The sequence below is a fragment of the Pseudomonas sp. 22490 genome (genome assembly GCF_052044465.1).
Taxonomy (GTDB): domain Bacteria; phylum Pseudomonadota; class Gammaproteobacteria; order Pseudomonadales; family Pseudomonadaceae; genus Pseudomonas; species Pseudomonas aeruginosa.
Map to the genome: position 1 here is coordinate 75347 of NZ_JBQENS010000015.1, position 14503 is coordinate 89849.

Below are 14503 nucleotides of genomic sequence, written 5' to 3' on the forward strand. Positions count from 1 at the left end.
CAATCGGCGAGCCGCAGCGGCTCGTGTCGACTCAGCGGGCGCGGTAGGTGATGCGGCCCTTGCTCAGGTCGTAGGGCGTCAGTTCCACGCGGACCTTGTCGCCGGTGAGGATGCGGATGTAGTTCTTGCGCATTTTGCCGGAGATGTGCGCGGTGACGACGTGCCCATTTTCCAACTCCACACGGAACATGGTGTTGGGCAGGGTGTCGACGACAGTACCTTCCATTTCGAAGCTGTCTTCTTTCGACATGCAGTAGAGCCCTCGGTATCTATGGGTGGCCCTTTCAATGAGAGGTGGGCCGTGAAAAGCGGCGTGCATTGTGCCAGAAAATCGACAATAGCGCCACACGGCTATCAGGTGAGGGCGACCCAGCGCTGGTTGACGAACAGTTCGATGGGCCGGTACTGGGTCTTGTAGTTCATCTTGCGGCAATTCTTGATCCAGTAGCCCAGGTAGACGGCCTGCAGGCCCAGGCGTTCGGTCTCGGCGATCTGCCAGAGGATCGCGTAGCGTCCCAGGCTGCGCTGCTCTTCGTCGGGATCGTAGAAGGTATAGACGGCCGAGAGTCCGTTCGGCAGCACGTCCGTCACGGCTATGGCCAGCAGGCGGCCATGCAGGCGGAACTCGAAGAAGCAGCAGAAGGGCAGGTCGCGGACCAGGAAGGTGGCGAACTGGTCGCGGCTGGGCGGATACATGTCGCCGTCGGCGTGGCGTTGCTCGATGTAGCGCCGATAGAGGTCGTAGTACTCCTCGTTGAAGCTCGGTCGCTTGCGGATCACCTGCAGTTCCGCATTGCGCTTGAGGATGCGCCGCTGCTGGCGGTTCGGGCTGAAGCCGGCGACCGGTATGCGCGCGGCGATGCAGGCGGTGCAATGCTGGCAGTGCGGACGATAGAGATGGTCGCCGCTGCGGCGGAAGCCGACCTCCGACAGCGAGGCGTACAGCTGCGTGTCCATGGGCTGGCTGGGATCGAGGAACAGGGTGGTTGCCTGCTCCTCGGGCAGGTAGCTGCACGGGTGCGGTTGCGTCGCGTAGAACTTCAGTCGGGCGAGTTCGGTCATGGTGAACTCCAGCAGGGACCCATAAGCAAGTTTATGCCAGGCACGGAAACTCGCCTAAAAATCCAGGTCGCCGGTAGGAGGCTGGTCGCGATAGCGTTGCAGGTAGTCGGCGAATTCCCCCCGGCTGATGGCGCGGGCGCCCAGGCTGTGCAGGTGGCGGGTCGGCATCTGGCAGTCGATGAGGACGAAGCCGGCGTCGCGCAGATGGCGGACCAGCGTGACGAAGCCGACCTTGGAAGCGTTGTCGGCGCGGCTGAACATCGATTCGCCGAAGAACAGCCTGCCCATGGCCAGGCCGTAGAGGCCGCCGACCAGTTGTCGCTCCTGCCAGACTTCCACGGAGTGGGCGATGCCGCGCAGGTGCAGCTCCTGGTAGGCCAGTTGCATCGGCGTGGTGATCCAGGTGCCGTCGGCGTAGTCACGCGGCGCGGCACAAGCCTGGATCACCGCCCGGAAGTCACGGTTGAAAGTGACTTCGAAGCGTTGCTGGCGCAGGCACTTGGCCAGGCTGCGGGAAACGTGCAGTTCGTCGGGGAACAGGACGGTGCGCGGGTCGGGCGACCACCAGAGGATCGGCTGGCCATCCTGGTACCAGGGGAAGCAGCCGTGGCGATAGGCTGCGACCAGGCGTTGCGGATTGAGGTCGCCGCCGGCCGCGAGCAGCCCGTTGGGCTCCTGCAGGGCCTTGTCGAGGGGTGGAAAGTCGAAGTCGGTGCGGGAAAGCCAGGTCAGCATGGCGGGGTAGGGGAGGGCGGGCCTCCCCCGGGTCCGATCAATGGTCGTCGAGGTATTTTTCGGCATCCAGCGCGGCCATGCAGCCGGCGCCGGCGGAAGTGATGGCCTGGCGGTAGACGTGGTCGGCCACGTCGCCGGCGGCGAACACGCCTTCGATGCTGGTCTGGGTGGCATTGCCTTCGCTGCCGCCGTGGATCCGCAGGTAGCCGTCGCGCATTTCCAGTTGGCCCTGGAACAGGTCGGTGTTCGGCTTGTGGCCGATGGCGATGAACACGCCGGCCAGCGATAGCTCGCTGGTGCTGCCGTCGATGGTGCTCTTCAGGCGTACGCCGGTGACGCCGCTGGCGTCGCCCAGCACCTCGTCCAGGGTGGTGTTCCAGTGCAGGCGCACGTTGCCGTTCTCGGCCTTGTCGAGCAGCTTGTCCTGGAGGATCTTCTCCGAGCGCAGCTTGTCGCGACGGTGGATCAGGTGGACTTCCTTGGCGATGTTGGCCAGGTACAGCGCTTCCTCGACGGCGGTATTGCCGCCGCCGACCACGCAGACCACCTGGTTGCGGTAGAAGAAGCCGTCGCAGGTGGCGCAGGCGGAAACGCCCTTGCCCATGAAGGCTTCTTCCGACGACATGCCCAGGTATTGCGCGGAGGCACCGGTGGCAATGATCAATGCATCGCAGGTATAAGTGCCACTATCGCCCTTCAGTGTGAAGGGGCGCTGTTGCAACTCGGCGGTGTGGATGTGGTCGTAGACGATCTCGGTGTCGAAACGCTCGGCGTGCTGCTGCATGCGGGTCATCAGCGCCGGGCCGGTAAGGCCTTCGACGTCGCCCGGCCAGTTGTCGACTTCGGTGGTGGTGGTCAGCTGGCCGCCTGGCTGGATGCCGGTGATCACCACTGGCTTGAGATTGGCGCGTGCGGCGTACACGGCGGCGGTATAGCCGGCCGGACCGGAGCCCAGGATGATGAGGCGCGAATGCTTGACTTCACTCATAAAAAGACTCCATAAGCCTTTGTCACATAAGAAAATGCGTGCTCCAATGGAGCCGCCTGAAGAGTTCTGCCGGCTATGCTACACCTATCCGCAAAAGGCCGGCAAAACCCCGGGGCCGGGATCAGCCACGCACGGATTGCCGCTGATTTCGGGTGTGATTTTTCAGAGTTTCCCTAAAGCCGTACAATAGGCGCGTTTTGACCAAGACAGCTTCTAAAGCACCAGCCGTGCGCAGGAAAAATAGCGATTTGAAGGATTCGACCACCGCGAGCCATGCCGCCGCATGGCGTCAGCAACTGCATTCCCGCCTGAAGGAAGGGGTCCTGATCGCGCTGGGCGCGCTCTGCCTCTACTTGTGGATGGCTCTGCTCACCTATGATCCGGCCGATCCGAGCTGGAGTCACTCGAGCCAGGTTGACCAGGTGCAGAATGCCGCCGGTCGGCTCGGTGCGGTATCCGCCGATATCCTGTTCATGACGCTCGGCTACTTCGCCTACCTCTTTCCGCTGTTGCTGGGCATCAAGACCTGGCAGGTATTCCGCCGCCGCAACCTACCGTGGGAATGGAACACCTGGCTGTTTTCCTGGCGCCTGGTCGGGCTGATCTTCCTGATCCTGGCCGGCTCGGCACTGGCCTACATCCATTTCCACGCCAGCGGCCACATGCCGGCCAGCGCCTCGGCCGGCGGCGCCATCGGCCAGAGCCTGGGCCGCGTCGCGGTGGATGCGCTGAACGTGCAGGGCAGCACGCTGGTGTTCTTCGCCCTGTTCCTCTTCGGCCTGACGGTGTTCGCCGACCTCTCCTGGTTCAAGGTGATGGATGTCACCGGCAAGATCACCCTGGACTTCTTCGAACTGATCCAGAACGCCTTCAATCGCTGGATGGGCGCGCGCGCCGAGCGCAAGCAACTGGTCGCGCAACTGCGCGAGGTCGACGAGCGCGTCGCCGAGGTGGTGGCGCCGAGCGTGCCGGACCGCCGCGAACAGTCCAAGGCCAAGGAGCGCCTGCTGGAACGCGAAGAGGCCCTGGCCAAGCACATGAGCGAGCGGGAGAAGCGCCCGCCGCCGAAGATCGATCCGCCACCGCCGCCGAAGGCCCCGGAGCCGAGCAAGCGCGTGCTGAAAGAGAAGCAGGCGCCGCTGTTCGTCGATACGGCGGTGGAGGGCACCCTGCCGCCGCTGTCGCTGCTCGATCCGGCGGAAGTGAAGCAGAAGAGCTACTCGCCCGAGTCGCTGGAGGCGATGTCGCGCCTGCTGGAGATCAAGCTGAAGGAGTTCGGCGTCGAGGTCAGCGTGGATTCGGTGCATCCGGGCCCCGTGATCACCCGTTTCGAGATCCAGCCCGCGGCGGGGGTCAAGGTCAGCCGCATTTCCAACCTGGCCAAGGACCTAGCGCGCTCGCTGGCGGTGATCAGCGTGCGGGTGGTGGAAGTGATTCCCGGCAAGACCACTGTCGGCATCGAGATTCCCAACGAAGACCGGCAGATGGTGCGCTTCTCCGAAGTGCTGTCGTCGCCGGAGTACGACGAGCACAAGTCCACCGTGCCGCTGGCCCTGGGCCACGACATCGGCGGTCGGCCGATCATCACCGACCTGGCGAAGATGCCGCACCTGCTGGTGGCCGGTACCACCGGCTCCGGTAAGTCGGTGGGGGTCAACGCCATGCTCCTGTCGATCCTGTTCAAGTCCACGCCGAGTGAGGCGCGACTGATCATGATCGACCCGAAGATGCTCGAACTGTCGATCTACGAAGGGATCCCGCACCTGCTCTGCCCGGTGGTCACCGACATGAAGGAAGCCGCCAACGCCCTGCGCTGGAGCGTGGCGGAGATGGAGCGGCGCTACCGCCTGATGGCGGCCATGGGCGTGCGCAACCTGGCTGGCTTCAACCGCAAGGTGAAGGACGCCGAGGAGGCCGGCACGCCGCTGACCGACCCGCTGTTCCGTCGCGAAAGCCCGGACGACGAGCCGCCGCAGCTGAGCACCCTGCCGACCATCGTGGTGGTGGTCGACGAATTCGCCGACATGATGATGATCGTCGGCAAGAAGGTCGAGGAGCTTATCGCCCGTATCGCGCAGAAGGCGCGGGCGGCCGGTATCCACCTGATCCTGGCGACCCAGCGGCCGTCGGTGGACGTGATCACCGGCCTGATCAAGGCCAACATTCCGACCCGGATCGCCTTCCAGGTCTCCAGCAAGATCGACTCGCGCACCATCCTCGACCAGGGGGGCGCCGAACAACTGCTCGGCCACGGCGACATGCTCTACCTGCCGCCGGGCACAGGCCTGCCGATTCGCGTACACGGCGCCTTCGTTTCCGACGACGAGGTGCACCGGGTGGTCGAGGCCTGGAAGCTGCGCGGCGCGCCCGACTACATCGAGGACATCCTCGCTGGCGTCGACGAAGGCGGCGGCGGTGGCGGTTCCTTCGATGGCGGCGACGGCTCCGGCGAAGGCAGCGAGGACGACCCGCTCTACGACGAGGCGGTACGTTTCGTCACCGAGAGTCGCCGGGCATCGATCTCCGCCGTGCAACGCAAGCTGAAGATCGGCTACAACCGCGCCGCGCGGATGATCGAGGCGATGGAGATGGCCGGCGTGGTCACCCCGATGAATACCAACGGCTCCCGCGAAGTCATCGCGCCGGCGCCGGTTCGTGATTGAACCCGACAGGTTTTAGAGGATTCCGATGCGACTGATCCGCACGTTGTTCGTTGCCGCCCTGGCCATGGGCGCTTCGCTGGCCCATGCCGACGACAGCGCCGCTGTCCAGCGCCTGACCGGCCTGCTGAACAAGGCCCAGACCCTGACCGCGCGTTTTTCCCAACTGACCCTGGACGGTAGCGGCACGCGCCTGCAGGAAACCGCCGGCCAACTGAGCCTGAAGCGGCCGGGACTGTTCCGCTGGCATACCGATGCGCCGAACGAGCAATTGCTCATTTCCAACGGCGAGAAGGTCTGGCTGTACGACCCGGACCTGGAGCAGGTGACCATCCAGAAGCTCGATCAGCGCCTGACCCAGACGCCGGCGCTGCTGCTCTCCGGCGACATCTCGAAGATCAGCGAAAGCTTCGCCATCACCTACAAGGAAGGCGGCAACGTAGTCGATTTCGTGCTCAAGCCGAAGACCAAGGACACCCTCTTCGACACCTTGCGTCTGTCGTTCCGCAGCGGCAAGGTGAACGACATGCAGATGATCGATGGCGTCGGCCAGCGCACCAACATCCTGTTCTTCGACGTGAAGATGAACGAGGCGCTGGATGCCAAGCAATTCACCTTCGACGTTCCGCCGGGCGTCGACGTGATCCAGGAGTAAGCGCAAGCCGTGGATCTGTTCCGCAGCGAGCCCGTCGCGCAGCCCCTGGCGGCACGGCTGAGGCCCGCAAACCTGGACGAGTACGTGGGGCAGGAACACCTGCTGGCCCGCGGCAAGCCCTTGCGCGAGGCGCTGGAGCAGGGCGCGCTGCACTCGATGATCTTCTGGGGCCCGCCGGGAGTCGGCAAGACTACCCTGGCGCGGCTGCTGGCGCAGGTGTCGGACGCCCATTTCGAGACCATTTCCGCGGTGCTGTCCGGGGTCAAGGAGATCCGCCAGGCGGTCGAGGTGGCCAAGCAGCACGCGGCGCAATACGGGCGCCGGACCATCCTGTTCGTCGATGAGGTGCACCGCTTCAACAAGAGCCAGCAGGATGCCTTCCTGCCCTATGTGGAAGACGGCACGCTGATCTTCATTGGCGCGACCACCGAGAACCCGTCCTTCGAGTTGAACAATGCGCTGCTCTCGCGGGCTCGCGTGTATGTCCTCAAGAGCCTCGACGAAGCCGCCCTGCGCAAGCTGGTGGGCCGCGCGCTGAACGAGGACAAGGGCCTCGGCAAGCGCAAGCTGAGGCTGCCGGAGGAGAGCTTCCAGGTTCTCCTGGCCGCCGCCGACGGCGATGGGCGGCGCCTGCTGAACCTGCTGGAGAACGCTGCCGACCTCGCCGAGGACGGCAGCGAGATCAGCCCCGAGCTGCTGCAGAATCTGCTCGGCGATACCCGCCGACGTTTCGACAAGGGCGGCGAGGCGTTCTACGACCAGATCAGCGCGCTGCACAAGTCGGTGCGCGGCTCCAATCCCGACGCGGCACTCTATTGGTTCGCGCGTATGCTCGACGGCGGCTGCGATCCCCTGTACATCGCCCGGCGGGTGGTGCGCATGGCCAGCGAGGAGGTTGGCAACGCCGATCCTCGCGCCCTCGGCCTATGCCTGTCGGCCTGGGACGTGCAGGAGCGCCTGGGCAGCCCCGAAGGCGAGCTGGCGGTGGCCCAGGCCATCGTCTACCTGGCCTGTGCGCCGAAGAGCAATGCGGTGTACAGCGCGTTCAACGCGGCGATGCGCGACGTCGCCGAAAGCGGCTCGCGGGAAGTGCCATTGCACTTGCGCAACGCGCCGACCAAATTGATGAAGAGCCTCGGCTATGGCGAGGAATACCGCTACGCCCACGACGAGCCGGATGCCTATGCCGCCGGAGAGGATTATTTCCCCGAGGATCTGGAGCCGCGGCGTTACTATCAACCGGTGCCGAGGGGCCTGGAACTGAAGATCCGCGACAAGCTGGAACACCTGGCCGAGCTGGATCGCACCAGTCCCCGCCAACGCAGAAAATCCTGAGCGGTATGGGCTCGGCGGAGCTAGCCAGGCTTCCGCGACGGCGTCGATGACGTCGCCGGGGCCGGCGAAGCGCCAACCGGGCCACGAACCGCCGATAACCGACACGAGACGAGAAAAGAGCATGCTCGATCCCAAACTGGTACGCACCCAGCCGCAAGAAGTGGCTGCCCGCCTGGCCACCCGTGGCTTCCAACTGGATGTCGCACGCATCGAAGCGCTGGAAGAGCAGCGCAAGTCGGTACAGACCCGTACCGAGCAGCTGCAAGCCGAGCGCAACGCGCGTTCCAAGGCGATCGGCCAGGCCAAGCAGCGTGGCGAGGACATCGCGCCGCTGCTGGCCGATGTCGATCGCATGGGCTCCGAGCTGGAGGAAGGCAAGCGCCAGCTGGACGCCATCCAGGGCGAACTGGATGCCATGCTGCTGGGCATTCCCAACCTGCCGCACGAGTCGGTGCCGGTCGGTGCCGACGAGGACGCCAACGTCGAAGTGCGTCGCTGGGGCACGCCGAAGACCTTCGATTTCGAGGTCAAGGACCATGTCGCCCTCGGTGAACGGCACGGCTGGCTGGATTTCGAGACCGCTGCCAAGCTTTCCGGCGCGCGCTTCGCCCTCATGCGCGGCCCGATCGCCCGCCTGCATCGCGCCCTGGCGCAGTTCATGATCAACCTGCATACCGCCGAGCATGGCTACGAGGAGGCCTACACCCCTTATCTCGTCCAGGCTCCGGCGCTGCAAGGCACCGGCCAGTTGCCGAAGTTCGAGGAGGACCTGTTCAAGATCGGCCGCGACGGCGAAGCTGACCTCTACCTGATCCCGACCGCCGAGGTTTCGCTGACCAACATCGTCTCCGGGCAGATCCTCGACGCCAAGCAATTGCCGCTGAAGTTCGTCGCCCATACCCCGTGCTTCCGCAGCGAGGCCGGTGCCTCCGGGCGCGATACCCGCGGCATGATCCGCCAGCATCAGTTCGACAAGGTGGAGATGGTGCAGATCGTCGATCCGGCCACTTCCTACGAGGCGCTGGAAGGCCTGACCGCCAACGCCGAGCGCGTCCTGCAACTGCTCGAGTTGCCGTATCGGGTGCTGGCGCTGTGCACCGGCGACATGGGCTTCGGTTCGACCAAGACCTACGACCTGGAAGTCTGGGTTCCCAGCCAGGACAAGTACCGCGAGATTTCCTCCTGCTCCAACTGCGGCGACTTCCAGGCCCGGCGCATGCAGGCCCGCTACCGCAATCCGGAAACCGGCAAGCCCGAGCTGGTGCACACCCTCAACGGCTCCGGCCTGGCCGTCGGCCGCACCTTGGTGGCGGTACTGGAGAACTACCAGCAGGCGGACGGCTCGATCCGTGTGCCGGAAGTCCTCAAGCCCTACATGGCTGGCATCGAGGTGATCGGCTGACATGGATTTCCTGCCGCTGTTCCACTCCTTGCAAGGGCGCCTCGCGCTGGTGGTCGGTGGCGGCGAAGTCGCCCTGCGCAAGGCGCGCCTGCTGGCCGACGCCGGCGCGCGTCTGCGCGTGGTCGCGCCGCAGATCCACATCGAACTGCGGCATCTGGTGGAGCAGGGCGGCGGCGAGCTGCTCGAACGCGACTACCAGGACGGCGACCAGCCCGGCTGCGCCCTGATCATCGCCGCCACCGACGACGAACCGCTGAACGCCGAGGTGTCGCGAGCGGCCAATGCGCGCGGGATACCGGTCAACGTGGTGGACGCGCCGGCCCTGTGCAGCGTGATCTTCCCGGCCATCGTCGACCGTTCGCCGCTGGTGGTGGCGGTCTCCAGCGGCGGCGATGCGCCCGTGCTGGCGCGGCTGATCCGGGCCAAGCTGGAAACCTGGATTCCCTCGACCTACGGGCAACTGGCCGGACTCGCCAGCCGCTTCCGCCACCGGGTCAAGGAATTGCTACCCGACCTGCAGCAGCGCCGGGTGTTCTGGGAAAACCTGTTCCAGGGCGAGATCGCCGAGCGTGTCCTGGCCGGCCGTCCGGCGGAAGCCGAGCGTCTCCTGGAGGAGCACCTGGCCGGCGGCCTCGCGCACATAGCCACGGGCGAGGTATATCTGGTCGGGGCCGGGCCGGGGGATCCGGACCTGCTGACGTTCCGTGCCCTGCGCCTGATGCAGCAGGCCGACGTGGTGCTCTACGATCGCCTGGTGGCGCCGTCGATCCTCGAATTATGCCGCCGCGATGCCGAACGCCTGTACGTCGGCAAGCGCCGCGCCGAACATGCGGTGCCGCAGGATCGGATCAACCGCCTGCTGGTGGAGCTGGCCAGCCAGGGCAAGCGCGTGCTGCGCCTGAAGGGTGGCGACCCGTTCATCTTCGGCCGCGGCGGTGAGGAAATCGACGAACTGGCTGCCCACGGCATACCTTTCCAGGTCGTGCCGGGAATCACCGCGGCCAGCGGCTGCGCGGCCTACGCCGGGATTCCACTGACTCATCGCGATCATGCGCAATCGGTTCGTTTCGTCACCGGTCATCTGAAGGACGGCACCACCGACCTGCCGTGGCAGGACCTGGTAGCGCCTGGCCAGACCCTGGTGTTCTACATGGGCCTGGTGGGATTGCCGGTGATCTGCGAGCAACTGGTCGCCCACGGTCGCTCCGCACAGACCCCGGCGGCGCTGATCCAGCAGGGGACCACCGCCCAGCAGCGGGTATTCACCGGAACCCTGGAAAACCTGCCGCAACTGGTGGCTGAGCACGAAGTGCATGCGCCGACCCTGGTGATCGTCGGCGAAGTCGTGCAACTGCGCGACAAGCTGGCCTGGTTCGAAGGCGCCCGCGAGGACGCCTGAGCCTTCAGCCTTCTCCCCAGATGCCCTTGCCGGGAAGTCGTTCCCGGCCTGGCGCGCGCGCCAGGTCGAGACGCGGGCCCAGCGGTACTATCCCGGTCGGGTTGATGGTGCGGTGGCTGGCGTAGTAGTGCCCCTTGATATGTTCGAAGTCCACTGTCTCGCCGATGCCCGGGCGTTGGTACAGCTCGCGCAACCAGCCGGAGAGATTCGGGTAGTCTTCGATGCGCCGCAGGTTGCACTTGAAGTGTCCGTGGTACACCGCATCGAAGCGCACCAGGGTGGTGAACAGGCGGATATCGGCCTCGGTCAGGTATTCGCCGGCCAGGTAGCGGCGTTCGCCGAGCAAGCCTTCCAGGTAGTCCAGCTCCTCGAACAACTGGACGAAGGCCTCCTCGTAGGCGTCCTGGCGAGTGGCGAAGCCAGCACGGTACACGCCGTTGTTGACCGCAGGATAGATGCGTCCGTTGAGGCGTTCGATCTCCTCGCGCAGCGGCTCCGGGTAGAAGTCCAGCGCGTTGGCGCCGATGGCGTCGAAGGCGCTGTTGAAGATGCGGACGATATCGGCTGATTCGTTGTTGACGATCTTCTGCGCCTGCTTGTCCCACAGCAGCGGCACCGTGACCCGGCCGCTGTAGTGCGGGTCGTCGCGGGTGTAGCGCTGGTGCAGAAAGGCCAGGCCGTCGAGGCGATCGCCGGTGGAGCCGTGGGCGGGGTCGAAGGTCCAGCCGTTCTCGCGCATCAGCCAACTGACCACCGAAACATCGACCAGCGACTCCAGCCCCTTCAGCTTGCGCACGATCAGGGTCCGATGGGCCCAGGGGCAGGCCAGCGAGACATAGAGATGGTAGCGCCCGCTCTCGGCGGGGAACGCCGGCTCGCCCAGCCAATGGCGGCGCTGGGCGTTTTCGCGCTGGAAGCGGCCGTCTTTCTGTGTGTCATACCACTGGTCGTGCCAGCGGCCATCGATCAACTGTCCCATGAGCGGGTTCCTCCATACGTCGTTGGAGGAACAGTCTAGTGTCGGGCGATCGATAAATTTATATAAATAAAGGGCTATTCGTATCGATCAGATCGATTCGTTTCGGGTCGCCCAGTAGTGTGCGGCTTCCTTGAAGGCTTCTTCGCGATTCTTGCCAAGGGCCCGTAGCGCCAGGGCCATGCTGGAGAGCACCGCCAGGTGGCCATAGGCGTCGCCTTCGCGGCCGTCCCAGACGGCCCGAAGGAAACCCGGGTCGAGCTGTTCCGGCTTCATGTGCCGGTGCGTCGACAATGCCGGCCATTCCTCGTCCCAGGCTTCGCCCTGGTCGCAACCATACAGGTGGGCGACGACGTCCGGGTTGACTTCGATCTCGCCGCCTTCGCCCTTGATGACGATGGCCCGGTCGCCGAGCAGGCGGCTGGCCTCGCGGTGGGTTTCCTGGTAACCGGGGTGGAAGATGCTCTGCAGGATGCAATCCGCATTCAGGGGGTTGAGCAGGCGAACCAGCGAATGGATCGGCGAGCGCAGGCCGAGGGTATTGCGCAGATCGATCATGCGTTGCAGCACCGGCATCCAGGCACCGAGCGGAATGAACGCCAGGTGGCCGCGCTCCAGGGCCTGTTCTACCTGCAGCCAGTCGTGGCAGAGCGGGATCTCCAGCGCCGCCAGCAACTGTTCGCTGTACAGGCGTCCGGCGGTATGCGCGCCGCCGCCGTGCATGAGGATGCGCACGCCATGGCCGGCCAGGCACTTGGCGGCCAGCAGGTACCAGGGCAGGTGGCGCTTCTTGCCGGCGTAACTGGGCCAGTCGAGGTCGACGCGCAAGGACGGGACTTGCAGGCGCTCGCGCACCGCCTCGGTGAAACCGGCCAGTTCCTCGCTGCTTTCCTCCTTGTGCCGCAGGAGCATGAGGAAGGCGCCCAGCTGGGTGTCCTCGACCCGGCCGTCGAGGATCATGCCGAGGGCCTCGCGGGCTTCCTCCCGGGTCAGGCTGCGCGCTCCGCGCTTGCCTTTGCCGAGGATGCGGACGAACTGGGCGAACGGATGTTCGGCGGGAGTCGAGAGAGTCATAGACAGTTGCTCGGTTTCGGCAGGCCGGCCAGCTTCGCGCCAAGCTTGGCCGGGGCGCCCTTGAACAGGTGGTTGAGGTGCAGGCTGTTGCCCTTGTCCGGACCCAGTCGCTGGGCGACGTACTTGATCAGCGGGCGGTTGGCCGGAGACAGCTGGAACTCCGCATAGAACTCGCGGAGCAGTTGGAGAATCTCCCAGTGCTCGGCGGTCAGGGCCAGCTCCTCGCGGGCGGCCAGGGCTTCCGCCACCGGCTCCGACCAATCGTCGAGGGCGGCGAGGTAGCCGTCCTTGTCCAGCCGGATTTCCCGGCCTTCCAGCATAAGGAGCGTCATAGCCAACTGTTGACCTTGTCGAAGCGGGTGGCGAGTTCGACGAAGCCGGGGTAGTCCACCGCCACCAGGCGAGCGGGGACGTCCTCGATACCGCGCGCCTGGAGGTCTTCCAGCAGGGCGAACAGTTCGATTTCCGCCGGCATCAGTTCCAGGGCCTGGCAGGCGTGGCTGCCGGCCAGCAGGGCGTGCACGGCGTCGCCGCAGAGCAGCAGGCCGTCGCCGGGGTTGAGCAGGTACAGGCAACTGCCCAGGCGGCCGTCATTGAACGGCGAGCGGGACAGTACGTGGAGGGTCGTGGCCATCAGAGGGTAATCACCTGGTCGTAGCGTTGCAGCAGGTCGCGCAGGGCCTGGTCGTTGAGCACCTCGACCGCGAGGGCCAGGCGCTCTTCAGCCAGGCCACGCTCGCGCAGGCTACGGGCCGAGACGTAGAGGTCGTCCACGCCGAACATCGGCAGGGCCTGCAGGTTGGCCTGCAGGTCCTTCTGCTGCAGGTGCGCAGGATGCTGGCCGGGAGCCAGCTGGAACGCGCCGTCGTCGAGGAACAGCATGCCGACCGGTAGATCGAAGGCGCCGCCGGCCAGGGCTATGTCCAGCGCCTCGCGGGCGCTCGGGCCGGACCAGGGCGACTGGCGGCTGATGATCAGCAGCGACTGGCTCATCGGTCGCCTCCGAAGCAGACCAGGCGGTCCGCGCTTTGCGCCGCCTCGTGCAACTGGCCGAGTCCGGACAGTTCCCATGGTGCGCCAAGGTTGGCGCCGGGACGGCCGTAGCGTTCGGCTTCCTCGGCGTTCAGCACGCCGCGGCGCAGGGCGGCGGCGATGCAGACCACGGCGTCCAGGCCGTTGCGCTCGACCAGCTCGCGCCAGGCGGTGGGCAGGTCGAACTCGTCCTGGCCGCTCACGACGTTGGCCGAGGCGCTGTGCACGCCGTCCTGGTAGAAGAACAGGCGGACGATTTCGTGCCCGCCGGCCAGCGCGGCTTCGCTGAAGCGCAGCGCGCGGCGGGCGGCGGGGGAGTGGGGAGGGTCGAATAGGGCGATGGTGAATTTCATGCTGCGATACGCGAAGGATTTCTTCGAATGATAAACCAATGCCTGTGTTTTGCCGGTCCGCAAATGAAAAAGCCCGTCGCGGGGACGGGCTTTTCCGGAGGCGTTTTCTATCAGTCGTCGCCGCCGGCGATGCCGAAGATCTGCAACAGGCTGATGAACAGGTTGTAGATCGACACGTACAGGCTGATGGTGGCCATGATGTAGTTGCGTTCGCCGCCGTGGATGATCGCGCTGGTCTGGTAGAGGATCATCGCCGAGGAGAACAGGACGAAGCCGGCGCTGATCGCCAGTTGCAGGCCGCTGATCTGGAAGAACAGCGATACCAGCACGGCGCCCAGCAGGACGAAGAAGCCGGCGGTGATGAAGCCGGACAGGAAGCTCATGTCCTTGCGGGTGGTCAGCACATAGGCGGACAGGCCGAAGAACACCAGGGCGGTCATGGCGAACGCCGAAGTGATGACGCTGCCGCCGTTGGGCAGGCCGAGGTACATGTTGAGGATCGGGCCGAGCGTGTAGCCCATGAAGCCGGTCAGGGCGAAAGTGCTGACCAGACCCCAGGCGCTGTTGCGCAGCTTCACGGTGAGGAAGAACAGGCCGTAGAAGCCGATCAGCACCACGAACACGTTCGGATAGGGCAGGCGCATCTGCTGCGAAACGTAGGCCACCAGGCCGCTGAAGGCCAGGGTGAGTGCCAGCAGGCCGTAGGTATTGCGCAGAACGCCGCTGACTTCACGCTGTTCCGCGACGGCGGAGTTCAGCTGATATTGCTGTTCTTGCATGGTGTGGGTACTCCTTAACGGGAACGGGTCCATGACGTACTGATGGGCATGAT

16 protein-coding genes are annotated in these 14503 nt (G+C 65.4%); 5 read left to right on the forward strand and 11 right to left on the reverse strand.

Features of this window, described 5'->3' with window-relative positions; all coding sequences use genetic code 11:
- Nucleotides 1-31: 31 nt before the first annotated feature.
- The 4 genes from infA to trxB form a co-directional block, all read right to left on the reverse strand.
- Nucleotides 32-250 carry a translation initiation factor IF-1 gene (gene infA / locus ACTJJX_RS18015; RefSeq protein ID WP_002553999.1) on the reverse strand — a complete coding sequence of 73 codons (219 nt, stop codon included), beginning with the start codon at nucleotides 248-250 and terminating at the stop codon, nucleotides 32-34.
- A 104-nt stretch (nucleotides 251-354) separates the two neighbouring features.
- The gene (locus tag ACTJJX_RS18020; protein ID WP_003097644.1) at nucleotides 355-1062 is read right to left on the reverse strand and encodes an arginyltransferase; all 708 of its coding nucleotides are present in this window, start codon (nucleotides 1060-1062) and stop codon (nucleotides 355-357) included.
- A gap of 54 nt (nucleotides 1063-1116) precedes the next feature.
- Complete coding sequence (aat, locus tag ACTJJX_RS18025; RefSeq protein ID WP_003108768.1) at nucleotides 1117-1797, reverse strand: leucyl/phenylalanyl-tRNA--protein transferase; 681 nt, start codon at nucleotides 1795-1797, stop codon at nucleotides 1117-1119.
- A 37-nt stretch (nucleotides 1798-1834) separates the two neighbouring features.
- The gene (gene trxB / locus ACTJJX_RS18030) at nucleotides 1835-2785 is read right to left on the reverse strand and encodes a thioredoxin-disulfide reductase (RefSeq protein ID WP_016852738.1); all 951 of its coding nucleotides are present in this window, start codon (nucleotides 2783-2785) and stop codon (nucleotides 1835-1837) included.
- Nucleotides 2786-3012: 227 nt separating this feature from the next.
- Between trxB and ftsK the strand changes: the two genes are divergently transcribed.
- The 5 genes from ftsK to cysG all read left to right on the forward strand — a co-directional run bounded on the left by ftsK (nucleotide 3013) and on the right by cysG (nucleotide 10236).
- A complete protein-coding gene (ftsK, locus tag ACTJJX_RS18035) occupies nucleotides 3013-5448 on the forward strand; it encodes a DNA translocase FtsK (RefSeq protein WP_003131123.1) in 2436 nt (811 codons plus the stop codon).
- Nucleotides 5449-5473: 25 nt separating this feature from the next.
- Nucleotides 5474-6100 (forward strand): outer membrane lipoprotein chaperone LolA, encoded by a 627-nt coding sequence (gene lolA, locus ACTJJX_RS18040; protein WP_003090414.1) that lies wholly within the window; start codon nucleotides 5474-5476, stop codon nucleotides 6098-6100.
- 9 nt (nucleotides 6101-6109) lie between these two features.
- Nucleotides 6110-7435 (forward strand): replication-associated recombination protein A, encoded by a 1326-nt coding sequence (locus ACTJJX_RS18045; protein ID WP_003097632.1) that lies wholly within the window; start codon nucleotides 6110-6112, stop codon nucleotides 7433-7435.
- Nucleotides 7436-7556: 121 nt separating this feature from the next.
- Nucleotides 7557-8837 carry a serine--tRNA ligase gene (gene serS / locus ACTJJX_RS18050; protein ID WP_003119978.1) on the forward strand — a complete coding sequence of 427 codons (1281 nt, stop codon included), beginning with the start codon at nucleotides 7557-7559 and terminating at the stop codon, nucleotides 8835-8837.
- Nucleotide 8838: 1 nt separating this feature from the next.
- On the forward strand, nucleotides 8839-10236 hold the full coding sequence (gene cysG / locus ACTJJX_RS18055) for a siroheme synthase CysG (RefSeq protein ID WP_003113366.1): 1398 nt from the start codon (nucleotides 8839-8841) through the stop codon (nucleotides 10234-10236).
- Between the two features lie 4 nt (nucleotides 10237-10240).
- Here the strand turns inward: cysG and ACTJJX_RS18060 are convergent, their stop codons facing one another.
- The 7 genes from ACTJJX_RS18060 to ACTJJX_RS18090 all read right to left on the reverse strand — a co-directional run bounded on the left by ACTJJX_RS18060 (nucleotide 10241) and on the right by ACTJJX_RS18090 (nucleotide 14450).
- Nucleotides 10241-11215, reverse strand: coding sequence for a glutathione S-transferase family protein (locus ACTJJX_RS18060; RefSeq protein ID WP_016852739.1), 975 nt, complete (start codon nucleotides 11213-11215; stop codon nucleotides 10241-10243).
- 87 nt (nucleotides 11216-11302) lie between these two features.
- On the reverse strand, nucleotides 11303-12286 hold the full coding sequence (locus ACTJJX_RS18065) for a glycosyl transferase family protein (RefSeq protein WP_003108776.1): 984 nt from the start codon (nucleotides 12284-12286) through the stop codon (nucleotides 11303-11305).
- Nucleotides 12283-12618 (reverse strand): TusE/DsrC/DsvC family sulfur relay protein, encoded by a 336-nt coding sequence (locus tag ACTJJX_RS18070; RefSeq protein WP_003119979.1) that lies wholly within the window; start codon nucleotides 12616-12618, stop codon nucleotides 12283-12285. Before ACTJJX_RS18070 ends, ACTJJX_RS18065 begins: the two co-directional genes overlap by 4 nt.
- Nucleotides 12615-12920, reverse strand: a complete 306-nt coding sequence (gene tusB / locus ACTJJX_RS18075; RefSeq protein WP_003090391.1) for a sulfurtransferase complex subunit TusB — start codon at nucleotides 12918-12920, stop codon at nucleotides 12615-12617. Before tusB ends, ACTJJX_RS18070 begins: the two co-directional genes overlap by 4 nt.
- Entirely contained in the window at nucleotides 12920-13279 is a 360-nt protein-coding gene (gene tusC, locus ACTJJX_RS18080) for a sulfurtransferase complex subunit TusC (protein ID WP_016562012.1), read from the reverse strand. Before tusC ends, tusB begins: the two co-directional genes overlap by 1 nt.
- Nucleotides 13276-13671: a sulfurtransferase complex subunit TusD gene (gene tusD, locus ACTJJX_RS18085; RefSeq protein ID WP_016562011.1), complete on the reverse strand. Its 396-nt coding sequence runs from the start codon at nucleotides 13669-13671 to the stop codon at nucleotides 13276-13278. The genes tusC and tusD overlap by 4 nt, the downstream gene beginning before the upstream one ends.
- Nucleotides 13672-13781: 110 nt before the next feature.
- Nucleotides 13782-14450: a Bax inhibitor-1/YccA family protein gene (locus ACTJJX_RS18090; RefSeq protein ID WP_003090386.1), complete on the reverse strand. Its 669-nt coding sequence runs from the start codon at nucleotides 14448-14450 to the stop codon at nucleotides 13782-13784.
- Nucleotides 14451-14503 lie beyond the last annotated feature (53 nt).